The 23,201-nt window shown below is 36.7% G+C and carries 26 protein-coding genes; 13 read left to right on the top strand and 13 right to left on the bottom strand.

Annotated features, from left to right (window positions below):
• Positions 1-88: 88 nt before the first annotated feature.
• Positions 89-694, bottom strand: a complete 606-nt coding sequence (gene cdaS, locus AC1Q51_RS15330) for a sporulation-specific diadenylate cyclase CdaS (protein ID WP_001158743.1) — start codon at positions 692-694, stop codon at positions 89-91.
• A gap of 143 nt (positions 695-837) precedes the next feature.
• On the opposite strand from cdaS, the gene AC1Q51_RS15325 reads away from it, so the two are divergent.
• Positions 838-2,562, top strand: a complete 1,725-nt coding sequence (locus tag AC1Q51_RS15325) for a phospho-sugar mutase (protein ID WP_001104220.1) — start codon at positions 838-840, stop codon at positions 2,560-2,562.
• A 108-nt stretch (positions 2,563-2,670) separates the two neighbouring features.
• Entirely contained in the window at positions 2,671-3,558 is an 888-nt protein-coding gene (gene galU, locus AC1Q51_RS15320; RefSeq protein ID WP_000757815.1) for a UTP--glucose-1-phosphate uridylyltransferase GalU, read from the top strand.
• A 45-nt stretch (positions 3,559-3,603) separates the two neighbouring features.
• Here the strand turns inward: galU and AC1Q51_RS15315 are convergent, their stop codons facing one another.
• On the bottom strand, positions 3,604-4,197 hold the full coding sequence (locus tag AC1Q51_RS15315) for a biotin transporter BioY (protein ID WP_098834885.1): 594 nt from the start codon (positions 4,195-4,197) through the stop codon (positions 3,604-3,606).
• 50 nt (positions 4,198-4,247) lie between these two features.
• The gene (locus tag AC1Q51_RS15310) at positions 4,248-4,991 is read right to left on the bottom strand and encodes a DUF3298 and DUF4163 domain-containing protein (protein ID WP_000810334.1); all 744 of its coding nucleotides are present in this window, start codon (positions 4,989-4,991) and stop codon (positions 4,248-4,250) included.
• A 95-nt stretch (positions 4,992-5,086) separates the two neighbouring features.
• On the opposite strand from AC1Q51_RS15310, the gene AC1Q51_RS15305 reads away from it, so the two are divergent.
• Positions 5,087-5,470: a hotdog fold thioesterase gene (locus AC1Q51_RS15305; RefSeq protein ID WP_001140612.1), complete on the top strand. Its 384-nt coding sequence runs from the start codon at positions 5,087-5,089 to the stop codon at positions 5,468-5,470.
• A 39-nt stretch (positions 5,471-5,509) separates the two neighbouring features.
• Here AC1Q51_RS15305 and AC1Q51_RS15300 read toward each other — a convergent pair whose 3' ends face one another.
• A complete protein-coding gene (locus AC1Q51_RS15300; RefSeq protein ID WP_000287154.1) occupies positions 5,510-6,886 on the bottom strand; it encodes a glycine--tRNA ligase in 1,377 nt (458 codons plus the stop codon).
• Positions 6,887-7,231: 345 nt separating this feature from the next.
• The gene (locus tag AC1Q51_RS15295; RefSeq protein ID WP_000553298.1) at positions 7,232-7,945 is read right to left on the bottom strand and encodes a DNA alkylation repair protein; all 714 of its coding nucleotides are present in this window, start codon (positions 7,943-7,945) and stop codon (positions 7,232-7,234) included.
• Positions 7,946-8,062: 117 nt separating this feature from the next.
• Here AC1Q51_RS15295 and AC1Q51_RS15290 point away from each other — a divergent pair, with 117 nt between their 5' ends.
• Positions 8,063-8,530: a hypothetical protein gene (locus AC1Q51_RS15290; protein ID WP_000390061.1), complete on the top strand. Its 468-nt coding sequence runs from the start codon at positions 8,063-8,065 to the stop codon at positions 8,528-8,530.
• A gap of 79 nt (positions 8,531-8,609) precedes the next feature.
• On the opposite strand, the gene AC1Q51_RS15285 is transcribed toward AC1Q51_RS15290, so the two are convergent.
• Entirely contained in the window at positions 8,610-9,935 is a 1,326-nt protein-coding gene (locus tag AC1Q51_RS15285; RefSeq protein ID WP_000545210.1) for an ArsB/NhaD family transporter, read from the bottom strand.
• A gap of 289 nt (positions 9,936-10,224) precedes the next feature.
• On the opposite strand from AC1Q51_RS15285, the gene kapD reads away from it, so the two are divergent.
• Positions 10,225-10,848: a 3'-5' exonuclease KapD gene (gene kapD, locus AC1Q51_RS15280; protein ID WP_000344356.1), complete on the top strand. Its 624-nt coding sequence runs from the start codon at positions 10,225-10,227 to the stop codon at positions 10,846-10,848.
• A gap of 40 nt (positions 10,849-10,888) precedes the next feature.
• Here kapD and kapB read toward each other — a convergent pair whose 3' ends face one another.
• A complete protein-coding gene (gene kapB, locus AC1Q51_RS15275) occupies positions 10,889-11,272 on the bottom strand; it encodes a kinase-associated lipoprotein KapB (protein ID WP_001209343.1) in 384 nt (127 codons plus the stop codon).
• Between the two features lie 165 nt (positions 11,273-11,437).
• Between kapB and AC1Q51_RS15270 the strand changes: the two genes are divergently transcribed.
• Positions 11,438-11,614, top strand: a complete 177-nt coding sequence (locus AC1Q51_RS15270) for a hypothetical protein (protein ID WP_000982763.1) — start codon at positions 11,438-11,440, stop codon at positions 11,612-11,614.
• Positions 11,615-11,682: 68 nt separating this feature from the next.
• Positions 11,683-12,222, top strand: coding sequence for a superoxide dismutase [Cu-Zn] (gene sodC / locus AC1Q51_RS15265; protein ID WP_023523265.1), 540 nt, complete (start codon positions 11,683-11,685; stop codon positions 12,220-12,222).
• A gap of 198 nt (positions 12,223-12,420) precedes the next feature.
• On the opposite strand, the gene AC1Q51_RS15260 is transcribed toward sodC, so the two are convergent.
• Positions 12,421-13,572: a MalY/PatB family protein gene (locus tag AC1Q51_RS15260; RefSeq protein WP_098250796.1), complete on the bottom strand. Its 1,152-nt coding sequence runs from the start codon at positions 13,570-13,572 to the stop codon at positions 12,421-12,423.
• Positions 13,573-13,689: 117 nt separating this feature from the next.
• Here AC1Q51_RS15260 and AC1Q51_RS15255 point away from each other — a divergent pair, with 117 nt between their 5' ends.
• Positions 13,690-13,941, top strand: coding sequence for a YugE family protein (locus AC1Q51_RS15255; RefSeq protein ID WP_000537641.1), 252 nt, complete (start codon positions 13,690-13,692; stop codon positions 13,939-13,941).
• Between the two features lie 120 nt (positions 13,942-14,061).
• Here the strand turns inward: AC1Q51_RS15255 and AC1Q51_RS15250 are convergent, their stop codons facing one another.
• The gene (locus tag AC1Q51_RS15250) at positions 14,062-14,901 is read right to left on the bottom strand and encodes an alpha/beta fold hydrolase (RefSeq protein ID WP_001015204.1); all 840 of its coding nucleotides are present in this window, start codon (positions 14,899-14,901) and stop codon (positions 14,062-14,064) included.
• A 109-nt stretch (positions 14,902-15,010) separates the two neighbouring features.
• Positions 15,011-16,003 carry a 2-hydroxyacid dehydrogenase gene (locus tag AC1Q51_RS15245; RefSeq protein WP_492331587.1) on the bottom strand — a complete coding sequence of 331 codons (993 nt, stop codon included), beginning with the start codon at positions 16,001-16,003 and terminating at the stop codon, positions 15,011-15,013.
• 266 nt (positions 16,004-16,269) lie between these two features.
• Between AC1Q51_RS15245 and AC1Q51_RS15240 the strand changes: the two genes are divergently transcribed.
• The 3 genes from AC1Q51_RS15240 (at position 16,270) to yugI (ending at position 18,552) form a co-directional block, all read left to right on the top strand.
• On the top strand, positions 16,270-16,767 hold the full coding sequence (locus AC1Q51_RS15240; RefSeq protein WP_000255696.1) for an Lrp/AsnC family transcriptional regulator: 498 nt from the start codon (positions 16,270-16,272) through the stop codon (positions 16,765-16,767).
• The gene (locus tag AC1Q51_RS15235) at positions 16,764-17,954 is read left to right on the top strand and encodes an aminotransferase (protein WP_097925195.1); all 1,191 of its coding nucleotides are present in this window, start codon (positions 16,764-16,766) and stop codon (positions 17,952-17,954) included. The genes AC1Q51_RS15240 and AC1Q51_RS15235 overlap by 4 nt, the downstream gene beginning before the upstream one ends.
• Before the next feature lie 253 nt (positions 17,955-18,207).
• Positions 18,208-18,552 carry a S1 domain-containing post-transcriptional regulator GSP13 gene (yugI, locus tag AC1Q51_RS15230; RefSeq protein WP_000003764.1) on the top strand — a complete coding sequence of 115 codons (345 nt, stop codon included), beginning with the start codon at positions 18,208-18,210 and terminating at the stop codon, positions 18,550-18,552.
• A gap of 109 nt (positions 18,553-18,661) precedes the next feature.
• Here yugI and AC1Q51_RS15225 read toward each other — a convergent pair whose 3' ends face one another.
• A complete protein-coding gene (locus tag AC1Q51_RS15225) occupies positions 18,662-18,895 on the bottom strand; it encodes a DUF378 domain-containing protein (protein ID WP_000105788.1) in 234 nt (77 codons plus the stop codon).
• 274 nt (positions 18,896-19,169) lie between these two features.
• On the opposite strand from AC1Q51_RS15225, the gene AC1Q51_RS15220 reads away from it, so the two are divergent.
• Positions 19,170-20,522, top strand: a complete 1,353-nt coding sequence (locus AC1Q51_RS15220; RefSeq protein WP_000103664.1) for a glucose-6-phosphate isomerase — start codon at positions 19,170-19,172, stop codon at positions 20,520-20,522.
• 107 nt (positions 20,523-20,629) lie between these two features.
• Positions 20,630-21,043, top strand: coding sequence for a YugN-like family protein (locus tag AC1Q51_RS15215; protein WP_492331586.1), 414 nt, complete (start codon positions 20,630-20,632; stop codon positions 21,041-21,043).
• On the opposite strand, the gene AC1Q51_RS15210 is transcribed toward AC1Q51_RS15215, so the two are convergent.
• Positions 21,030-22,025 carry a potassium channel family protein gene (locus AC1Q51_RS15210; protein WP_075720406.1) on the bottom strand — a complete coding sequence of 332 codons (996 nt, stop codon included), beginning with the start codon at positions 22,023-22,025 and terminating at the stop codon, positions 21,030-21,032. The two genes, AC1Q51_RS15215 and AC1Q51_RS15210, sit on opposite strands and share 14 nt — an antisense overlap.
• Positions 22,026-22,117: 92 nt before the next feature.
• On the bottom strand, positions 22,118-22,798 hold the full coding sequence (locus AC1Q51_RS15205) for an MgtC/SapB family protein (RefSeq protein ID WP_000386677.1): 681 nt from the start codon (positions 22,796-22,798) through the stop codon (positions 22,118-22,120).
• Positions 22,799-23,201 lie beyond the last annotated feature (403 nt).

Genomic DNA, 23,201 nt, shown 5'->3' with positions numbered 1-23,201 from the left:
CCCTAACCTCAAAATTTAGTGGAAGCAAAGAAGTGAGGTGGGGTTGCCCGTAAACGCTCAATTGGTGAGGGCTGATTAAAGTTTCACTTTATAAAGAAATTGTATACAAAATCCCATTTAAAGCAAAAGAAGTACGGCCCGTTTCTTCAGAGACAACTAATATAAGTGCATCACTCTTTTCTGATAAGCCTATTGCAGCTCTGTGACGCGTTCCTAGCTCAGAATCAACTTCTGTACTTTTCGTTAAAGGAAGAATATTAGCAGCTGAGACTATATGATTATTTTTTACGAGAACGGCACCGTCATGAAGAGGGTTACCTGGGTAAAATATTGATTCGAGTAATGGCGCAGTTAAATGAGCGTTTAATGTCGTTCCAGTTTGAATGAAAGCTTCAAGCGTTTCATTTCGTTCCACAACGATAAGAGCACCATGTTTTCTAGCGCTTAAATGTTGGATAGCTGTCGTAATAAAAGATGAACTTTCCGTATAAGGTGATAAATATGCCTGAATATAGTATGTAGCTGCCAATGTTTGTACATTTGCCAACATATGATGAATATCTTCCATTTTGCATAAAATACATTCATCTTCTTTATCGATTGCGTTTCTCATAATCGATAGTTCTCTTTCAGCAATTTCAATCATTTGCTTTGTTTGTATTTTGAGCTCTTCTGACAAGCCCCATTCTTGCATAATCCTCATTCCCTTTAGTGGAGTATTTAACAATAGTGTATACAAATATTCCTAGTAAAATCCTGCTAGATTTTATAAAATATTGAGATACAGCATATTTTTTTCATATAATAAAGATATGACAAGCGGGAGGAGAGAGAAGAATGAATTGGAAACAAGAATTTAGTCGCTGGCTTTCTTACGCACAATTAGATGCAGAATTAAAAGAACAGCTAGAAAATATGAAGCAAGATGAGAAGAAAATCGAGGATAGTTTTTATAAAAATCTAGAGTTTGGCACAGGTGGTATGCGTGGTGAACTTGGTGCTGGTACGAACCGTTTAAACGTATATACAGTTCGTAAAGCAACAAAAGGATTAGCAAGCTTTATTGAAAAGTTAGGTGAGGAAGCGAAAAAACGAGGTGTTGTTGTAGCCTATGATTCTCGACATAAATCGCCTGAATTCGCAATGGAGGTCGCTGCAACACTTGGCGCACGCGGTATCACAACATATGTGTTTGAAAGCTTACGTCCAACGCCAGTGCTTTCTTTCGCAGTTCGTCATTTACATACAGTAAGTGGAATCGTTCTTACGGCAAGCCATAATCCGCCTGAATATAACGGATATAAAGTATACGGTGAAGATGGTGGACAGTTGCCTCCAAAAGAGGCAGATGAGTTAATTAGCTACGTAAACGCAGTAGAAGATGAATTAACAGTTGAAGTCGCTGATGTAGAGCAATTAAAAGCTGACGGTTTATTACATATTATTGGACAAGAAGTAGATGATGCATATGCTGCAGAATTGAATAATGTTATCATTAATAAAGAAATGGTACAAAAGGTTGGTAAAGACTTAAAAATCGTCTTTACACCATTACACGGAACATCAAATATTTCTGTACGCCGTGGTTTAAAAGAAGTTGGATTTACAGATGTAACAGTTGTAAAAGAGCAAGAGTTACCAGATCCAAACTTCTCTACAGTAAAATCACCGAACCCAGAAGAGCATGCAGCGTTTGAGTATGCAATTCGTGACGGTGAAAAGGTAGGCGCAGATGTATTAATCGCAACTGATCCTGACGCAGATCGCCTTGGTGTAGCAGTTCGTAATCATAATGGTGAGTTCCAAGTATTAACAGGTAACCAAACAGGTGCATTAATGCTTGATTACTTACTATCTCAAAAGAAAGAAAACGGAACGCTTCCAGAGAACGGTGTCGTATTAAAAACAATTGTAACGTCTGAAATTGGTCGTACAATTGCAAAAGCATACGGTTTAGATACAATTGATACGTTAACTGGATTTAAATTTATCGGTGAGAAAATTAGACAGTATGAAGAAAGCGGACAATACGAATTCCAATTCGGTTATGAGGAAAGCTATGGTTATTTAATCCGTCCATTCTGCCGTGATAAAGATGCAGTACAATCTGTCCTATTTGCATGTGAAGTAGCTGCATACTACAAATCACAAGGGAAAACGTTATATGATGGTCTATTAGAAGTATTTGAGAAATACGGATTCTTCCGTGAAGACCTTGTATCGTTAACGTTAAAAGGAAAAGATGGAGCGGAACAAATCCAAGAGATGATGGCGACGTTCCGTGAGAATCCTCCGAAAGAAGTAGCGGGCTTAACAGTCGTAGCAGTTGAAGACTATAAAGCAAGCATTGTTACATCTTTACAAGATGGACATAAAGAAGAGATTCACTTACCGAAATCAAATGTGTTAAAATATCAATTAGAGGATGGTTCATGGTTCTGCCTACGTCCATCTGGAACTGAACCGAAGATTAAGTTCTACTTTGGTGTAAAAGATAGTTCTTTACAAAATAGTGAACAAAAGTTACTTACTATTAAAGAAGATATTATGAATCGTTTATAATATAAAGTAATTTTAAGTAGTAGGGAACAAAAGGGAGCGAAATCTCCCTTTTGTTTTATGTAAGGAAATGATCGTTATTGATTCTGACAGAAGAGAGGGTATTTTGTGATGAAAAAAGTAAGAAAAGCCATAATCCCAGCAGCTGGATTGGGAACACGTTTTTTACCAGCAACAAAAGCAATGCCGAAAGAAATGTTGCCGATAGTAGATAAACCAACTATCCAATACATCGTAGAAGAAGCAATACAATCAGGAATCGAAGATATTATTATCGTTACTGGTAAAACAAAGCGCTCTATTGAAGATCATTTTGATAATGCATTTGAGTTAGAGCAAAACTTATTAGAAAAGAAAAAGTATGAGTTACTTGAAAAAGTACAGGCTTCTTCAAAAATGGTAGATATTCATTATATTCGTCAAAAAGAACCAAGAGGATTAGGACACGCTGTTTGGTGTGCACGTAAATTCATCGGTGATGAGCCATTTGCTGTTTTATTAGGCGATGATATCGTTCAAGCTGAAAAACCATGCTTACGTCAATTAATCGAAGAATATGATAAAACGCTTTCTTCTGTTATTGGTGTACAAACGGTTCCAGAAAATGAAACACACCGCTACGGAATTATTGATCCATTAGAACAAGAAGGTCGTCGTTACCAAGTTCGCAATTTCGTTGAGAAACCAGCACAAGGTACAGCACCTTCAAACTTAGCGATTATGGGCCGTTACATTTTAACGCCTGAAATCTTTATGTTCTTAGAGCAGCAACATGTCGGTGCTGGTGGTGAAATTCAGTTAACAGATGCAATCCAAAGCTTAAATGAAATCCAACGTGTATTTGCTTACGATTTCGAAGGAAAGCGCTACGACGTAGGTGAAAAGCTAGGATTCGTTCAAACGACAATTGAAATGGCCCTGCAACACCCAGAATTACGTGATGACATGGTTGTAATGATGAAGAAAATTTTAGAAGAACAAGTGAATCAAGAGTCTTAATATAAAAAAAGAGTTATTACAGCAAGCTGCAATAACTCTTTTTTATTATGAAATCGTCGAATGAAAATGCTGATAAGCAGAACGACGCACAGCATAGTATATGCGAGGGGCGATAATAGCACCGATAATTGTAAATACAATATCTTTTACTGCAAACCACATCATAATCATCCAAGCAGCTTTATAGCTCATATTACCGCCCATAAAGAGATTGACTGCCCCGTACATGTAAGTAGTACCGATTATATAAGTTAAAATAATTCCTGTGAAAGAGGCAATCGCAAATGTAATGAATGTTGGTCTTTCTTTTTGTTCTACTAGTTTCCCCGATACGTAAGCAACGATAATAAATGCGATAATAAAACCACCAGTAGGATCTAAAAGTGCTCCAAATCCAGCCTTGAAGTTAGCGAAAATTGGTGCGCCGGCTACGCCAACGAGCATATAAACAGTCATGGATAAAGCACCAAGTCTACTTCCAAGAAGAAGACCTGCTAAAATTGCGAAAAATGGTTGCATAGATAATGGGATACCTGCTACTTGAAGGAATGGTGCCCAAGATACAATATTTGCACCGATGGCCATAAGAGCAACGAACATGGCAGCTAATGCTAAATCTAAAACATGTAATCTTCTCATAATGTTAACCTCCTGTTGTTTTTAGGTTAACATTATCGTAGCTAAAATATTTACTTGTTGTCAATCAAAATATTTTGATAAGAAGGCTTTAAATAGTCTCTTAACAACGTATATGGAATACGAAATTGCGGAATTCCACTTGAATACGGAGCAATCTCATATAAAGGGAAATAAATGACGAGATTGTCTGGCTCTAAAAAGAAGTGAAACTTTTTCATACTCATTACCTTTTCAGTTGCATCAGGAAAATAAATACTTTCATTTTGTTTAATTTGTCTTACAATCTCTGCACGGATTACATCTTTATATTTATCTTTTTGTTGAAATAAATCGTCTAAGTGCAGTAGCTTTTTTTCTTTTAAATCAAATGTATTTGCCTTCCACGTATAAAGACCGTGTGCTCCGCCAGTATATTGATAGTAATTCACATATAGGCTAAGAAAAGGTGGTTTGTTTAAAGAGACTTTATAATCAACATTTGCTACGTACGGATGAAATGGTGTACTAGATCCTTCTGTCTCTTTATAGTATTTTTTTGCTTCTTTTTCTAATTTGTTTTTAAATTTGTCAGTGGATTTTTTGTAGTATAAATTGAGCTTATTTTGAAATGTAGAGTCAGAAAAGTTGTGAAAAGAAGGCCTATTTATTTGATATTCTATATAAGGTTTCTTACCTTTTTGCGTTACAGTCTTAACATCGATTGTCAGGTTAGATGCTTTGGCTGTTATTGCACAATTTGGTACAATAGTCAGCAAGGAGAACATAAGCAGTAATATACAAAATTTCTGTTTCATTTAGGTGAAGCCTCCTTATATAAGTGTTATAAGTAGTTTGAAAATAAATAGGTAAAATTATACATTTAATTAAAGCAAGAGAAGGAGGAAGCTATATGGCAAAAACTTTAATGGATTCACTTGGAATTGAGTTGTTAGAGATGACAGAAGATAAGGTGGTTGCTACGATGCCTGTTGATGAGCGTACGCATCAGCCATTTGGATTTTTACATGGCGGTGCATCGGTTGCATTAGCAGAAACAGTGGCAAGTGTTGGTTCATACAATTTAATTGATCAAGAAAAATGTATTTGTTTCGGATTAGAAATTAATGCAAACCACATTCGCTCAAAGAAAGATGGAATTGTAACAGCGATCGGAACACCGATACATAGAGGACAATCGACAATGGTTTGGGATGTTCGTATTATTGATGAAAATGATGATTTACTATGTATATCAAGATGTACAGTAGCAATTAAAGAAAAACGTGAAAAGTAAAAAAGAGGCGCTCTTATGAGCAGCCTCTTTTTCTTATAATTAGAACTGGATTTTCTTCTCTAAGAAACCTTTTAGTTCGCTAATTGGCATACGAACTTGTTCCATTGTATCACGGTCACGTACTGTAACAGCTTTGTCTTCAACTGAGTCGAAGTCGTATGTGATACAGAATGGTGTACCGATTTCGTCTTGACGACGGTAACGTTTACCGATAGAACCAGTTTCATCAAAGTCTACCATGAAGTCTTTAGCTAATTCTGCGAATACTTCAGTAGCACCTTCAGATAGCTTTTTAGATAATGGTAAGATAGCTGCTTTGTATGGTGCTAAAGCAGGGTGGAAACGAAGAACTGTACGAGAATCGTTTTCTAATTGCTCTTCTTCATATGCATCACATAAGAATGCTAATGTTACACGGTCTGCGCCTAAAGATGGCTCGATGCAGTATGGTACGTAACGCTCATTCGTTTGTGGATCGATATAGTTAAAGTCTTCGTTTGAGTGTTCCATGTGACGTTTTAAGTCGAAGTCTGTACGGGATGCAACGCCCCAAAGTTCGCCCCAACCGAATGGGAATTTGAATTCAATGTCAGTTGTTGCATTACTATAGTGAGATAACTCTTCTTCACCGTGGTCACGAAGACGCATGCTCTCTTCAGTCATACCAAGTGAAAGTAACCAGTTTTTACAAGTTTCACGCCAGAATGCGAACCACTCTAAATCTTCACCAGGCTTACAGAAGAATTCAAGTTCCATTTGTTCGAATTCACGTGTACGGAATGTGAAGTTACCAGGCGTGATTTCGTTACGGAAACTCTTACCGATTTGGCCAATACCAAATGGAAGCTTTTTACGCATAGAGCGTTGAACGTTTTTGAAGTTTACGAAAATACCTTGTGCTGTTTCAGGACGAAGGAAGATTTCGTTTGTGCTAGACTCTGTAACACCTTGGAATGTTTTGAACATTAAGTTGAACTGACGGATTTCAGTGAATTCTTCACTACCGCAATCAGGACATTTTACTTCATGTTCTTTCATTAAGTCAGCCATTTGGTCGAAAGTAAGACCATCAACAACCATTTCGATGCCTTTTGCATCTAAAGCATCCTCAATTAATTTGTCAGCACGGTGACGAGCTTTACATTTTTTACAGTCGATCATTGGATCGTTGAAGTTACCAACGTGACCAGAAGCGATCCAAGTTTTAGGGTTCATTAAAATAGCTGCGTCTAAACCAACGTTGTATGGAGATTCTTGAATGAATTTTTTCCACCAAGCTTTTTTAACATTATTTTTTAATTCGATTCCAAGTGGACCGTAATCCCAAGTGTTTGCAAGACCACCGTAAATTTCAGAACCAGGGAAAACAAAACCGCGATGTTTCGCTAAGTTTACAACTTGTTCCATTGAATACATAAGAAAATCCTCCTTTTGAAAGTTAACGTATTGGCGATGACATACTCTGATACTTTGGAAACGAGCAGTATAGCTAAAAAGAACATAAAAAAACGCTCATCCCAAGGCTTATTTGCCTAGGGACGAGCGTTTGCCCGCGGTTCCACCCTAGTTGATACACAAAAGGTGCATCCACTTTATCATGTATTGCTCGGGACTGCCGTTTCCTTGCGGCTTCAGGCTTTCACTATCCCTGAATCGCTTTTTATGCAAGTACTTATAAGTCCGTCATCGCTACTTATATTAGTAATAATGAACATATTCTAACACGTTCTTTTTTAAATCTCAATAGAGGAACGCGTCTATCTATGATAGAGTCTCGCCTATTTTTTCATTATTTATTCCGTAATTTTCTTTAATATGCTTAATTGCTTCACGCTTACTTAATGGAGCGAGCTCGTTGTTTTGCACGTATTCCCAAACTACATCCGGATTTGTTTTTGCATATTCACGAAGGACCCAGCCAATCGCTTTTTGAATGAAAAATTCTTTTGAAGAATGTAGTTGTCCAATAATCCAGAAAAGAAGTTCTTCATCCATCTTTTGTTTATATTTCAGTTGGAATAAAATAGCGGCGCGTTGTAACCATATGTTATCTGATGCAATCCATTTTGGAATATAAGCAGAAATCAATTCTGGGTGTTTTAAAAAGATAGTACCTAAGAATGTAGGGACGATGCTATCGACAGAGTCCCACCAAGATTTTGTGACAATAAGTTCTTCTAAGAAGGGGATATGAGTTTCGTTTATATGTTTTTTATATTTTTGCATAATATCAAGTGCGGCCGCTTGGAATTCACGTTCTGGTAAGTCCCAAAGCTCACGTACGATAATTTGGAAGTCTTTTTTATCTGGGAGAGTATGTATTTGAATGATGTCTTTTAATAATTGGCGTCTTTCCGGTGTTTGAATACCTAGAAATGGGAAGTGATTTTTCATATAACGAGCCATAGGTTCTGCTTTTTCAGGATTTTTATGAGCTGTGAAATGCTCTTGTAATGCTTTTACAAATGGATGCATAAGTGTTTCTCCTCTCTTATTCTCTATCTTCTCTTATTATACAAAGAGTTTGGATAAATTTTAAAACATAACTTGCAATGTAATGAAATATGTTGAAAGTAGAGAGGAGAGGATAAGATGGAGGATCAAGGCGTACTAGCAGGTTTCTTTGCTCTTAGTTTTGCGTTTATTCTTGTTATATTGATTTGGGCAATTATTTCATATTTGTTAACGGCTTTTGCACTTTATTCGATGGCGAAAAATGATGGTGCAACGGACGGGGTGCTTGCGTTTATTCCGTTTTTGAATAGTAAGACGTGGGGTGACTTAGCGAAAGATAAATTACCAGATTTTTTGAAAGAAGAAGCAGGGTGGAAAGTGTTCGGTATATATGTTGCATGTTTCATTTTTAATTTCGTACCAATTATAAGTTTACTAGCAACAGCTGTATCGATTGTATTGTCTATTTATCTTATCTACGCTATTTTAGACAGATATGGAACGAACTCTATATTATTTACGATTATTCATGTAATCACATTTTCGGTGTTCTTACCGATTCATTTATTTATTATTCGAAATGAACCGGTGAGATATAAAGAGTAGATTTTTCGTTTTTGTTGATAAGTCGATATATTTTAGATATAAGTAAAAAAGCGCCCTGATTATCAGAGCGCTCTTTTTACTACATAAGGTAGCGTAAATAAATATAAATGTGAGAAATGATTAATGAAACGATCATAATTGGGAAACCGACTTTTAGGAATTCCATGTAACTAAATTTATGTCCTTCGCGGCTCGCAATACCTGCAACGATTACGTTAGCAGAAGCTCCGATTAATGTTCCGTTTCCACCGAGACAAGCACCTAGTGCTAATGCCCACCATAATACATCGATTTGTGCGTCAGATGGTGATAAGCCTAGCCCAACTGCCATATCGTTAATAAGTGGAATCATTGTTGCGACGAATGGGATGTTATCAATTGTTGCAGAGGCGATACCAGATACCCATAAAATAAGGATGGATGCGTAAGAAATATCTCCGCCTGTTATACCAATTACTTTTTGAGCTAACATTTTGATAAGACCGATATCGATAAGTCCTCCAACAAGTACGAATAGCCCTGCGAAGAAGAAGATTGTTACCCACTCTACGCTTGCAAATACTTCTTCAATTTCATGCTCTTTCACACCAATTAACATAAGTACAGTAGCACCAGTTAAGGCAATGATAGCCGCATCAATATGGAAAATAGAATGAGTCATGAAACCTACAATCGTAAGTCCAAGCACCGTTAAAGATTTTTTCATTAATACTGGATCTTTAATGTATTGTTTTTCATCTAAGCTCATTAATTTTTTAACCTGTACAGGATCGGCAATTAATTGTTTACGGTACATGAAGTAAAGTATTGTTGCTGTAACTCCAATAATAATAATTACGATTGGTGCTAGGTTCAATAGGAAAGCATTGAAGTCTAAATGCTTATTGGCAGAACCAATCATAATGTTAGGTGGATCACCAATTAATGTTGCCGTTCCCCCAATGTTTGAAAAAATAATTTCAGAAAGTAAATATGGAACAGGATTTACTTGCAGTATGCGCGTAATAGATAAAGTAACTGGAACGACAAGAAGTACAGTTGTAACGTTATCTAAAAATGCGGAGCCAAGCGCGGTAAGTAGGGAAAGGGAAATTAAAATTTTAATTGGATTTCCTTGTGCCCCTTTTGCTGCTTTAATGGCAACGTATTGGAAAACACCTGATTTACTCGTAATGTTCACCAAAATCATCATACCGATGAGTAGCGTAATCGTTCCCCATTCAATATGTTTCGTAAAGGCGTTATGTAAATCGACGACCCCCACAATTACCATGAATGCTGCACCAAGAAGTGCGATGACAGCGCGATTAATTTTTTCAGAAATAATAATGGCATATGTAATTAAAAAGACTGCGATAGCAAAATAATACTGCCAGTTAGCGAGTTCTTGCGTTGTTTCGTGCAAAAATCTCATCTCCTTTCATTCATTTTTCTTAGTGTGTCAAATATTAACTAGATGAAACACACATAACGTCATTATAAAGTAGAAAAACTGCGGATGTAAATGCAAGGAGGGATTTTGTCATATTTTCTGCATAGGTCATTTTTTCTTATTTTTTAAAATATTTGTGGGCATTTGACATATATATAAGATACATCCAATCTGAATATTTAAAATGGAATTAGCATTCGAGCTTGTTCGTGTAGGAGTGTCAAATAGAAAGGAATGATAAAAATGATAAGGAAGGGATCGTATGGATGAACAACGATTTTTATTTTTAGACTTTGAGTTTACGATGCCCCAGCATAGAAAGAAACCGAAAGGATTTTTTCCGGAAATTATTGAGGTAGGACTCGTTTCAGTTGCTGGCTGTAAGGTGGAAGATACGTATTCATCACATGTCAGGCCGAAAACATTTCCCTCTTTAACGGATCGATGTAAGAAGTTTTTAGGAATAAAACAAGAAGTCGTGGATAAAGGGATTTCATTTCCTGAACTCGTTAAGAAGCTTGCGGAATACGAAACGAAATGTAAACCGACAATTGTAACGTGGGGAAATATGGATATGAAAGTGCTGAAGCATAATTGTGAAATGGCAGGGATAGCTTTTCCATTCTTCGGACAGTGTCGTGATTTATCGCTTGAGTATAAGAAGTTTTTTGGAGAAAGAAATCAAACAGGATTATGGAAAGCAATTGAGGCGTACGGAAAAGTAGGGACAGGGAAGCATCATTGTGCGCTTGATGATGCGATGACGACGTACAATATTTTTAAACTAGTAGAAAAAGATAAAGAGTATTTAGTAAAACCAGCACCTCCAACATTAGGAGAACTCGTTGATTTTTCAAAAGTGTTAAAGAAAGTGAGCACACAGTAACGACCAAATTGCACATTATGTAATTTGGTCGTTTTGTTTTTTAAAGTTTGTAGTCTTTCTTTAACTGTTCTAATGTTTCTAGACTACGCTCTGCAAAAGGTGAATCATCTTCAGAAAATGAATTCATTTGGGTTTCTAATGCTAATTTTAGTGACTCGGTATAATCCGGAATTTCTCCTTCATATTTTTTCACCATTTGCTCTGGAATGTTCGTCTGTTCACGGAAAGCTAAAGCGCGTCTTTCATGGAAAAATGGTACGTCAGCTTGTTTTACGTTATGTAAGTCACCTTGCACCGGATGTTTTAAAACAGCTAATACTTTTACGACGTAACTGCCAGGGCGGCTATTTGTAACTTCGCCGATGTATTTGCCAGTTTTATAAATACCAGTAACGATTTCACCAATTTCAAATGTTTCTCTCATATTTTTCACCTCAAGTTTATAGTAAGGAAAGTAGGAGAAGGAGTCAAAGAAATCATTCACTTTCGGAACGCCCCCTTGAGAATATGGATAGGTTCCACTATAATTTAAAGTTATATAACAGAAAATTCTGATGTTTTACAAATCCTATAATAAGGAGTGTTCTATATGATGCCTTTATATTTTCCGGAAGATAAAACAGAATATATTATTCCAGGGATTGTTTGCGTGCTATTTATAATTGGTGCCGTTGCTACGTGGCGTATGTTCATTCGTGTATCAAAACGCGAAGCGGAGCGATTACAGAAAGTTGAAGAAAAACTATTAGCTGAAAAGAAACAGTAACGCATTTTTGTATGTTTCCCTCTATGCTCGGACAATCTAAGGGCAGAATATATTTTGGAGGGAATGGAATGAAGAAACGGCTTTTTTTCAGTTGTTGTTTATTATTTCTGATGGCAGGTTGTGACCAAGGAAAGCCGAAAGAAATTGAAGTGAAATTACATAATGCTTCAGGAGATGAAGTAGGGACTGCGAAAGTAGTGCAGCAAACAAGTGGCGTGAAAATTACGATTAAAGGAGAAGGTTTCACGCCAGGACCACACGGACTACATGTACATGAAATCGGAGAGTGTAAGGCACCTCGTTTTGAATCATCTGGGAATCATTTTAATCCTGATGATAAAAAACATGGTCTTCTTAATCCGAAGGGTGCAGAAAACGGTGATTTACCGAACGTAGTTGCAGATGGTTCTGGGAAGATTAAAGCGGAAATCGATGCACCTCACATCACACTTGAAGAAGGAAAAACGACGATTCATAGAAAAGATGGAGCGTCTATTATTATTACAGAAAACCCTGATGATGGTATGACACAACCGACAGGTAAATCAGGCGATCGAATTGCTTGTGGTGTAATTGTAAAAAAAGCAGCAGATATGAAGAAAAAGTAAAAGCTACCGTGCTGGTAGCTTTCTTTGTGAAATGTAATTGAAAATATATTAGCGATTATTGGAATATATCGACTGTAACTCAAATTATATCGGCGATTATTGGAATATATCGACCGTAACTTGAAATATATCGACTTACCGATAAAATAGGACAAAGGAGTCTGTCCAAGAATGATTAGGGGACAGACTCCTCTATTATTATGAAAACGTATGACGCAGTCTGTTCAAAATTTCTTCTAAAACAGATCGTGGACAGCCGATGTTAATTCGAATATGTTCTTCGCCACCTAACCCATATTTCTCACCAGGTTCAACGATGATTTTTCCTTTTTCCTCAAGTAATGCAGTACGCTCGTTTTGAGAAAGCTTTAGACGAGAACAATCAATCCATAATAAAAAGCTACCTTCTGGCTTCGTTACGGAAAGAGCAGGTATGTGAGTTTTAATATATTCACAAGCAAATTGAGCATTATCTTCTATATATAATCGAATTTCGTTTAACCAATCATTACATTCTGTATAGGCACTTTGCATCGCTGTGTAGGCAAAGATATTTAACCCGTGGAAGCCTTGTCTATATTGGATAGCTGTAAAGGCGTGACGGAGTTTTTCGTTTGGAATGATAATAATCGAAGCTTGTAATCCAGCGATATTAAATGTTTTACTTGGAGCCATACAAGTGATAGTGCGCTCTGCTAATTCTTCAGATAAGGAAGCGAACGGCGTATGTGTATGGTCTGCATAAATGATATCGGAATGAATTTCATCCGCGACAACGATAACGTCATATTTAGTACATAACGATCCGAGCTGCACAAGTTCCTCTTTCGTCCAAACGCGTCCGATTGGGTTATGAGGGCTACAAAGAAGCATGAGTTTGACACCTTGCTGAAACTGCTTTTCTAAATGCTCGAAGTCTATCACATATGTATCATTTTGTTTCTGTAATGGACTCACGCATAACTGCCTGTTGTTTGTTGTGACCATTTCGAAAAATGGAGGATAAATAGGTGGTTGTACGAGAACGGATTCGTTTTCTTTTGTGAAAGCCTGTATGCTCGTACTAAGAGCTGGAACGATCCCCGCGCTAAAAACAATCCATTCTTTTTGAATGTCCCAGTTATATTGTTTTTTTGTCCAGTTACAAATAATATCTCCAATATTTTCGGGAGGAAGTGTATAGCCGAAAATAGGATGCTCAATACGTTTCTTTAAAGCAGTTTGAATTTGTGTTGGTACTTCAAAATCCATATCAGCAATCCAAGCATGGATAAGTTCTTCGTTTTTATATGTATCCCATTTTATACTATGCGTTCCACGTCGATTGATTGCTTTATGAAATAGTTGCATACGTTTGCCCCCTTCTTCTGTAAAACCAATAAGTTATGAAAGTTCTCTCTCTTCTTATAGAATAGCTGATGTGATAGGATAAAGAAAAGTATTAAAAAGTGAAAAGGCGGGAAGCGAATGGGTACATATGAAAAGATGATAGAGGTTGTGAAGAATTGGGATCCGTTTCAAATGGGACCGGAGTTTTATGAAACAGAAGCGAGCGATGTTGTGAACGTCATAAGTGTGTTTGATGATCCAAAATACATCGCAAAGAAGATTCAACATATATACTTTATGTCTTTTGAGGAAGTACCTGCGCTTGAAAAATGTGAGAAATTAGCTGTGGAATTACTTGTAATAAAAGAAGGCGGAAGCTGTTCATTATAGGCTGTCGGAATTTCCGACGGCCTTTTTGATATTATCCCGCTATTTGCCGGGCAGTAAGACCCCCACCTCAAAATTCAGCAGAAGCAAAGAAGTTAGGTGGGGGCTAATTAAAGTTTCACTTTATTGCGCAGAAAAAGCGATAATTTCTTCATAAACATGTTCAGGCTTTTCTTCAGGTAGTAAATGTCCTGTATTTTCGTAAGAAATAAATTTTGAATTCGGTAAATCTTTGTGTAGACGATGACCTACATGTACAGGGACGACGCGGTCTTTTTCACCCCAAATGAGTAGTGTAGGTGTTTCGATTTTTTGTAATTCAGTTGAAGATAAGTCACCTTCACGGTCTCGTATCATGCGAGTTAAAGCAGGAAATATACGGTCGTCATAAAAAGGAGCGGAGTAACCTTTTTTCATTTCATCGTCAATTAATGAGTGATCATGAACGACATTCATTAAGTTATGAACAATACCGCGTCTAATAATCCAGTTCTTTACGTATAAATGAAAGAACGGTAAATAAGAAGAGTATAGTAAAGGTAAGGTTGCGCGTGCTAAATAGCTAGAGCTGCATAGTAAAATCGTTTTTGAAATGAGTTCAGGACGTATACGGTTTACATAGAGAGAAATTTGCCCACCCATAGAGTGCCCAACTAATACAATGTTTGAGAGAGATAAATGTTCAATTAAATCAATAATAATCGTTGCTAAATTGTGATAAGAATACTTAAACAGATGAGACTTATCACTTTTTCCGAACGGTGGTAAATCAAGAGCAATCACTGTTCCTGCTTTCGATAGTAAGGGAATGAGACGACGGTAACTGAATGAGGAAGATAAAAAGCCGTGAACGAGTACGAAAGTAGGACGTTCTGTTTTGTTATCGTGTTCATACAATTCGTAATGAATAGTAGTGCCGCGAGTGGAAAAAGTGAAATAAGGACAAGTATATTCGTGATTCATTTTTTGTCACTCCATTGATTTTTGTTCATATCATCTCCAAGGAAGGAGAAAATATGTTAACAAAAAAAGGCAAGATGACGATGTCATCTTGCCTTTCGTTTATTCAGTATTACCCGCGAACAATATTAGGCGGTGTTTTTCCTTGTAATCCTGCAACTAAATTTTCAGCGGCGGTCATAGCCATTTGCTGCCTAGTTTTTAATGTTGCAGATCCGATGTGTGGTAAAGTCACAACATTTTGTAATGATAAGAGTGAATTATCTTTTTGAATCGGCTCTTGTGTAAATGTATCAATACCTGCTGCAAAGATTTTCTTTTCTGTTAAAGCATGGATTAACGCTTCTTCATCTACTGTTTTCCCGCGAGAAGCATTAATGAAGATTGCTGTTTCTTTCATTAATGAAAATTCCTTTTCTCCGATAAGGTGATATGTTTCATCTGTTAATGGAGTAAGAAGAACAATAAAGTCAGACTGCTTCAGTAGCGTCTGTAAATCACAATATGTAGCATCGAATTTTTGCTCAGCTTCTTCTTTACGACGGCGGTTATAGTAAAGAACATTCATATCAAATCCGAATTTTGCTCGTTTTGCAACGGCTTCTCCAATTCGGCCCATACCGATAATACCAATTGTGCTATGGTGTACATCGAGTCCGAAGTGTTCTTTTCCGATTTCAGCGTTCCATTCACCATTTTTCACGTAAGAATCGAGTTCGCAAACACGGCGCCCAGCAGATAACATAAGGGCGAAAACGAGATCAGCTACTGTATCATCTAATACGTATGGTGTATTTGTTCCGATAACATTTCGGTTTTTCATCGCTTGTAAATCAAAATTATCGTAACCGACAGAAATGTTGCTCACTACTTTTAAGTTAGGAGCCACTGTCAATAATTCTTCATTAATAGCAGATCCGAAATTTAATAACCCATCTTTATCTTGTATTTTCTCTAATAGAACATCACGAGGTACTTTCTCATTTTGCTCCCATTTTTCATAATCACAGTGTTCTGATAAATAGTTTTCTACAAATGTTGGAACTGGTTCAGCAATATAAACTTTTGGTTTCACGGTTCCATCCCCTTTCGCTTTATCACGCATTTTTCCGCTGATTAAAGTTTCACTTTACCCCGCATTAACGGACAGTAAGTCTCCCACCTCAAAAAGCAGCTCAAGCAAAGAGGTTAGGTGGGAGAGCAACTGTCCGTAAAAGCCCGATTGGTGTGGGCTAATAATCAGCGGGGTGAAGCATTTCGCTGATTAAAGTTTCACTTTATTTTGACATAATTCAATAGAAAAATCTTCTTTTCAAACTGGAAAGGGTATTTGTATAATTTAAACACAAACGAAAAGGAAGGATGATTTATATGGTGACAGAAAAAGAATTAGAATTATTAGCTTGTCTTGAAAAGAGTAGTCGATTATCTGTAGATACATTAGCGAAGCTGTTAAATATAGAGGTAGAAGAAGTAAAGAAGATGGTTGCGAGGTTAGAAAATGAAAAGATTATTGTGGATTATGTAACACATATTGATTGGACGAAGGTGAAAGAACATACAGGTTTAACGGCAATGATCGATGTGAAAGTTACGCCAAAGCATGGCGTTGGGTTTGATGCGGTTGCTGAACAAATTTATCGTTATTCAGAAGTGAAATCCGTTTATTTAATGTCAGGGACATATGATCTTTCTATTACATTAGAAGGGAAAACGATGGGAGAAGTAGCGATGTTTGTTTCTGAGAAATTAGCAACAATTGAATCTGTTGTTTCTACAACTACTCATTTCATTTTGAAGAAGTATAAACATGAGGGCGTTATTTATGAAAAAGACGATGATGATAAGCGAATTGTGGTGACACCATGAAGCAATTTGAACTATCTAGATCAGCAGAATCTTTAAAACCATCTGGTATTCGAAAATTTTTTGATTTAGCAGCAAATATGAAAGGTGTTATTTCCCTCGGGGTAGGAGAGCCGGATTTTGTTACACCTTGGAATGTAAGGCAAGCATGTATTCGTTCTTTGGAACAAGGGTATACGTCATATACAGCAAATGCAGGATTATTGGAGCTCCGTCAAGAAATAGCAAAGTATCTAAAAAAACAATTTGCAGTATCTTATGATCCAAGTGATGAAATCATTGTTACAGTTGGAGCGAGCCAGGCGTTAGATGTAGCGATGCGCGCCATTATAAATCCTGATGATGAAGTGCTCATTATTGAACCGAGCTTCGTTTCTTATGCACCACTTGTGACGTTAGCTGGAGGAGTTCCGGTTCCTGTGGCGACTACGTTAGAAAACGAGTTTAAAGTACAACCAGAACAAATTGAAGCAGCTATTACAGCGAAAACAAAGGCAATTTTGCTTTGTTCACCAAATAACCCGACAGGTGCAATGCTAAATAAATCCGAGCTTGAAGAAATAGCAGTGATTGTTGAGAAGTACAATTTAATCGTATTATCTGATGAAATTTATGCAGAGCTTGTATACGACGAAGTATATACAAGTTTCGCAAGTATTAAAAATATGCGTGAGCATACGATTTTAATTTCAGGATTTTCAAAAGGATTTGCGATGACAGGATGGCGTCTCGGTATGATTGCAGCTCCTGTTCAATTTTCAGAATTAATGCTCAAAATCCATCAGTATTCAATGATGTGTGCACCGACTATGTCTCAGTTTGCAGCACTTGAGGCGTTACGCACAGGGAACGATGAAGTAATTCGAATGAGAGATAGCTATAAGAAGCGTCGTAACTTCATGACGACATCTTTCAATGAAATGGGCTTAACGTGTCATGTGCCGGGCGGAGCATTTTATGTTTTTCCTTCTATATCTTCAACTGGATTATCTTCAGCGGAATTTGCAGAACAGTTATTGCTGGAAGAAAAAGTGGCCGTTGTCCCTGGTAGCGTATTTGGCGAAAGTGGTGAAGGATTTATTCGTTGTTCATATGCGACGTCGCTTGAACAACTTATGGAAGCAATGAAGAGAATGGAACGATTTGTAGAAAATAAAAAAAGGACAAAACGTAATACGTTTTGTCCATAAAAGGGGGGGAATACTAGAAAGCCATGTGTTAGTAGTCTATCCCAATATTGGAGAATTATACTTCTTTAAGGGAAATTTTTCATGAATTTTGAATGAGTTCTGTCATAGTGGTATAATTTACTAATATAAGGTATACGCATTCTAGATATCATTATCTAGAATGCGTACTAACCAATCGGATATTTAAAATAAATATATCTGCTTTGCTCTCTATAATTGTAGAGAGAATGGTAAACGTATGGGAGTGTTTCATATGTCAGAACAATATACAACAGGAGTGGTTGTAACAGGGAAAGTGACTGGAATTCAAGATTACGGTGCATTTGTAGCGTTAGATGCAGAAACACAAGGACTTGTGCATATATCTGAAATTACAAATGGATATGTAAAGGATATTCATGACTTTTTAAAAGTCGGCGATACAGTAGAAGTAAAGGTACTTTCAATTGATGAAGAGCACAGAAAAATGAGTTTATCGTTAAAAGCGGCGAAAAGAAAACAAGGAAGGATTCTTATACCGAACCCATCTGAAAACGGATTTAATACGCTGCGAGAAAAGTTGGCAGAATGGATTGAAGAGTCCGAGTTAACAAAGTAAAAGAGGAACGCATATGAGCGTTCCTCTTTTACTTTATCTTATGATATATATTTGCAAATATGATTGCATGCAATCATATTCGTATGTCGGAGGTGAAAGGACATACTGATTATCGAATTTCGTTTGTTTCTGGGTGCGTACCAAGATTTTCAGATGGTTTAAACAGTAAACCAAGGTTGATAAGCCCAGATATACCAACGATGCCGTAAATAATACGTGCAAGAGCTGAATTTTGTCCGCCGAAAATGGCTGCTACTAAGTCAAACTGGAAAAATCCGATTAGTCCCCAGTTCACAGCGCCAATTACAGTAAAGACTAATGCGATACGTTGCAAAGTACTCATGAAAAAGCCCCCCTTAATTGTGAAGCATGAGCAAGCGATGAGTTAATTAACTCTTTTATAGAATGGGGTAGTTATGTTGTTTTTATACATAAAAAATGTTCGAAAGAGGATGTATATACATCTATACCGAAAAATGCGAATTTTTATGCAAAAAATGAACTTTTTCTAAAAAATATATATTGGTTACGTTTACAATGGTTGAATCGCTTGATTTACAACTTCAGTTTCGCTAAAGTGAATACAGAAATACATATCCATAATTGGAGGGAAAAAGATGAGTACACATGTAACGTTCGACTATTCTAAAGCGTTATCCTTCATCGGTGAACATGAAATCACTTATTTACGTGATGCAGTGAAAGTAACACATCACGCAATCCACGAAAAAACTGGAGCTGGGAACGATTTCCTTGGGTGGGTAGACCTTCCGCTTCAATATGACAAAGAAGAATTCGCTCGCATTCAAAAATGCGCAGAAAAAATTAAAAACGACTCTGACATTTTACTTGTTGTAGGTATTGGTGGTTCTTACCTAGGAGCACGCGCAGCAATCGAAATGTTAAGCCATTCTTTCTACAACACGCTATCTAAAGAACAACGTAAAACTCCACAAGTGCTATTTGTTGGACAAAACATTAGCTCCACTTACATGAAAGATTTAATGGACGTATTAGAAGGTAAAGACTTCTCTATTAACGTTATTTCCAAATCAGGTACAACAACAGAGCCAGCACTAGCATTCCGTATTTTCCGTAAGTTATTAGAAGAGAAGTATGGAAAAGAAGAAGCTCGCAAACGTATTTATGCAACTACAGATAAAGCACGTGGTGCATTAAAAACATTAGCTGATAACGAAGGTTACGAAACATTCGTTATTCCAGATGATGTTGGAGGACGTTTCTCTGTATTAACGCCAGTTGGTTTATTACCAATCGCAGTAAGTGGCTTAAATATTGAAGAGATGATGAAAGGTGCAGCTGCTGGTCATGATGACTTCGGAACATCAGAACTAGAAGAAAACCCAGCTTACCAATACGCAGTAGTTCGTAACGCTTTATACAATAAAGGAAAAACAATTGAAATGCTTGTTAACTATGAGCCAGCACTTCAATACTTCGCTGAGTGGTGGAAACAGTTATTTGGTGAAAGTGAAGGAAAAGATCAAAAAGGTATTTTCCCATCTTCAGCAAACTTCTCAACTGACTTACACTCATTAGGTCAATACGTTCAAGAAGGTCGTCGTGACTTATTTGAAACAGTTCTTAAAGTAGGTAAATCTACACATGAACTAACAATCGAATTAGAAGACAACGATTTAGACGGATTAAACTACCTTGCTGGTGAAACTGTAGACTTCGTAAACACAAAAGCATACGAAGGTACATTACTTGCACATAGCGACGGGGGAGTACCAAATTTAATCGTAAATATTCCTGAATTAAATGAGTACACATTCGGTTACCTTGTATACTTCTTCGAAAAAGCATGTGCGATGAGCGGCTACTTATTAGGCGTAAATCCATTTGACCAACCTGGCGTAGAAGCATACAAGAAAAACATGTTTGCTTTACTTGGTAAACCAGGATTTGAAGAATTAAAAGCAGAATTAGAAGAGCGTTTAAAATAATAAAAAGCGACCGGATTCCGGTCGCTTTTTATTATTTTATCGAAAAGTCCATCAGTATATTCAAACTAGAGTGGGTATGCTAAAGGAAAAGTCTTGGAGGGATGGGCTTGATTCCGATTCAATCAAATTTAGAAGGACGTACATATTCGTTATATAAATTAGAAGAGGTTATGAAACCACTTGGATATAGTATTGGTGGTAATTGGGATTATGATAAAGGATGCTTCGATTACAAAATCGATGAAGAAGATGGGTATCAATTTTTACGAGTGCCATTTACAGCAGTAGATGGTGAACTAGATGTACCTGGTGTAGTAGTCCGTCTTGAAACGCCGTATATTCTTTCGCATGTATATCAAGACGAACTAGATGATAATGTGAATACTTTAACCGCGGGAACGAGTGGGATGGATCAATTTGCTGAACCGAAAGATCCAGATGCAGATGTGAAAAAAAAATATATCAATATTGGAAAAGTGCTCATGCGGGAACTAGAAAAACATTTTCTTAATGGTGAATAACAATTAGTATGTCGCTTTCGATAAGAATGAAGGTATGGACTGGGTTAATCATATATTGATCGTCACGCTTTATACCTAGTAAGAGAATGTTTTGTTTTAAAAGGGTATAGCTACAATTCGCAAAGGTTTGTCCGGTGCAGGACGGAGAGAGCTCCATCAGTTGTAATTTGTTATCAGAGATTTCATCGTAAAGTGAGAATAGTACACCTGAAATAGAAGGGAATAAAAGAGAAGCGGTAAATACATAACTCGTTAATTTATTTCCTTCTATAATTTCTGACGCGCCAGCTCTCGTTGCATTTTGAATTTGTTCAGTAGTAAGTAGTTCGGCGATGCAGTGAATGTTTGGATTGAGTCCTTTTGCAGTTAAAATATTTAAAATGGATTGTGTATCTGCTAAGCTTTCGTTCTTTTCTTTATCGGCTGTTATTAATATGGTGTGTGCCGTTTTAATATTAGCCTTTAATAAAGTTTGATCGTGATGCGGACAACCTTTTATAAATTCTAAATGATGAAATGGTTTTGGGAGTAAAGAAAGTGTTTCATCAATTAAAACGATATCAAGGTTTGGTTGTAATACATGCATTTGCTTTACAACATGTTTTGCACGCTCATTCCAGCCAACGATAATCATATGACCGTTAGAGGTAGCGGCTTCTTCACCTTTAATTTTCATATATTGTTTACTAATCATCTCAGTAGCGAATAGAACCATATAATAAGAACAAAAGCCAGTTCCTAATAAAATAATACTTATACCTATTAGTTTTCCTATCGTTGTATGGGGAGCAAAGTCGCCATATCCAACTGTAAAAATGGTAACGATTGACCACCAAATTCCGTCAAACCATGTAGTGAAATGAGAGGGTTCTAATCTATGTATAAGAAAACCAGAAAAAGCAGTGAATACAATAATAAAACAAATTAAACGAAAAATAATGGAATCACGAAATGTATCTACTAAATTCGGACGGGATTTCAATAGTAAATTCCTCCTTGTTTTGCAGGACTACATTCATTGTTACCATTATAGAAAAAAGAAAAACTCTCTAATTAAAGAGAGTTTGTTTTATGCTACATACTTTCCACTTCAGTTTGTTGGACACTTTCAAGATGTTGAAGAGCATAGTAAACATCAGCAGTAGGTCTTTTTTGATCAATGGACAGTTTAAGATGTAAATAGTGAGAACCGTTTTCTAATGTTTTAAGCTTCATATTCTTAACTTTTATATCCATTTCCTTTATTTCTTCAATTACGATTGGGATATTGTCCATATTTCGTACAACAAGTTTCACAGCGATATCACGTTGACGAAATGATCTAGGGCCTACATATTTCATCGCGAGTGGTATAAGTTCGACACTAATCATAAGGAAGCACATTCCGAAAATCGCCTCGATATAGAAACCAGCTCCAACGGCAATACCAATACCAGAAGCACCCCAGATCATAGCGGCAGTCGTGAGCCCTGCAATGCTATCGTTGCCTCTTCTTAAAATTACGCCAGCACCTAAAAAACCAATTCCTGATACAATTTGAGCGGCAAGTCGAAGTGGATCCATATTCATATGATCGGTATGTGGTAAGTTATAAGCTGCTTTAATAGAAACAATCGTTAGGAGGCAACTAATAATAGAAATAACTAAACACGTTTTTAAACCAAGTGGTTTCCGTTTTAATTCGCGTTCTAAACCAATGGCAAACCCTAAAATAGCCGAGAGACCTAGTTTGATTAATAAATCGGTATAGTCCATATATATTCCTCCTTGTATGATATGGTATATGAATAAAACGCTTAGTATAGAAAGAAACGTTTTTTGATAGAGTAACTTTATATAAAATATATGTAGGAATTACTCATACATGAAAGAGATATTTCGTTTAAGTATATGATATTAAAAAAGAAATGTGGGCAGTTTTTAAAAAAGTTTATAAAAGGTGTTGCATTTCATTTTTCACCATGATATATTAATAACCGTCGCTGATGCGGAAACGCAGAAAACGACAAAAAAAGAAATTGAAAAACTTAGTTGACATCGAAAAACGAAGATGTTAACATAAGGAAGTCGCAAATGAGCGACCAAGTAGTTCTTTGAAAACTGAACGAAACAAACAACGTGAAACGTCAATTTTTATTTTTAGATGCTAGACAAACTA

This window comes from Bacillus sp. MT94 (assembly GCF_058792475.1).
Note: the sequence above shows the minus strand (reverse complement) of the source record. Positions and strands in the feature narration are given on the sequence as shown.

Bases quoted from the DNA above. Each gene is read 5' to 3' on its own strand.
- cdaS (WP_001158743.1), bottom strand. From the start codon at position 694: ATGCAAGAATGGGGCTTGTCAGAAGAGCTCAAAATACAAACAAAGCAA.
- AC1Q51_RS15325 (WP_001104220.1), top strand. From the start codon at position 838: ATGAATTGGAAACAAGAATTTAGTCGCTGGCTTTCTTACGCACAATTA.
- galU (WP_000757815.1), top strand. From the start codon at position 2,671: ATGAAAAAAGTAAGAAAAGCCATAATCCCAGCAGCTGGATTGGGAACA.
- AC1Q51_RS15315 (WP_098834885.1), bottom strand. From the start codon at position 4,197: ATGAGAAGATTACATGTTTTAGATTTAGCATTAGCTGCCATGTTCGTT.
- AC1Q51_RS15310 (WP_000810334.1), bottom strand. From the start codon at position 4,991: ATGAAACAGAAATTTTGTATATTACTGCTTATGTTCTCCTTGCTGACT.
- AC1Q51_RS15305 (WP_001140612.1), top strand. From the start codon at position 5,087: ATGGCAAAAACTTTAATGGATTCACTTGGAATTGAGTTGTTAGAGATG.
- AC1Q51_RS15300 (WP_000287154.1), bottom strand. From the start codon at position 6,886: ATGTATTCAATGGAACAAGTTGTAAACTTAGCGAAACATCGCGGTTTT.
- AC1Q51_RS15295 (WP_000553298.1), bottom strand. From the start codon at position 7,945: ATGCATCCATTTGTAAAAGCATTACAAGAGCATTTCACAGCTCATAAA.
- AC1Q51_RS15290 (WP_000390061.1), top strand. From the start codon at position 8,063: ATGGAGGATCAAGGCGTACTAGCAGGTTTCTTTGCTCTTAGTTTTGCG.
- kapD (WP_000344356.1), top strand. From the start codon at position 10,225: ATGGATGAACAACGATTTTTATTTTTAGACTTTGAGTTTACGATGCCC.
- kapB (WP_001209343.1), bottom strand. From the start codon at position 11,272: ATGAGAGAAACATTTGAAATTGGTGAAATCGTTACTGGTATTTATAAA.
- AC1Q51_RS15270 (WP_000982763.1), top strand. From the start codon at position 11,438: ATGATGCCTTTATATTTTCCGGAAGATAAAACAGAATATATTATTCCA.
- sodC (WP_023523265.1), top strand. From the start codon at position 11,683: ATGAAGAAACGGCTTTTTTTCAGTTGTTGTTTATTATTTCTGATGGCA.
- AC1Q51_RS15260 (WP_098250796.1), bottom strand. From the start codon at position 13,572: ATGCAACTATTTCATAAAGCAATCAATCGACGTGGAACGCATAGTATA.
- AC1Q51_RS15255 (WP_000537641.1), top strand. From the start codon at position 13,690: ATGGGTACATATGAAAAGATGATAGAGGTTGTGAAGAATTGGGATCCG.
- AC1Q51_RS15250 (WP_001015204.1), bottom strand. From the start codon at position 14,901: ATGAATCACGAATATACTTGTCCTTATTTCACTTTTTCCACTCGCGGC.
- AC1Q51_RS15245 (WP_492331587.1), bottom strand. From the start codon at position 16,003: ATGCGTGATAAAGCGAAAGGGGATGGAACCGTGAAACCAAAAGTTTAT.
- AC1Q51_RS15240 (WP_000255696.1), top strand. From the start codon at position 16,270: ATGGTGACAGAAAAAGAATTAGAATTATTAGCTTGTCTTGAAAAGAGT.
- AC1Q51_RS15235 (WP_097925195.1), top strand. From the start codon at position 16,764: ATGAAGCAATTTGAACTATCTAGATCAGCAGAATCTTTAAAACCATCT.
- yugI (WP_000003764.1), top strand. From the start codon at position 18,208: ATGTCAGAACAATATACAACAGGAGTGGTTGTAACAGGGAAAGTGACT.
- AC1Q51_RS15225 (WP_000105788.1), bottom strand. From the start codon at position 18,895: ATGAGTACTTTGCAACGTATCGCATTAGTCTTTACTGTAATTGGCGCT.
- AC1Q51_RS15220 (WP_000103664.1), top strand. From the start codon at position 19,170: ATGAGTACACATGTAACGTTCGACTATTCTAAAGCGTTATCCTTCATC.
- AC1Q51_RS15205 (WP_000386677.1), bottom strand. From the start codon at position 22,798: ATGGACTATACCGATTTATTAATCAAACTAGGTCTCTCGGCTATTTTA.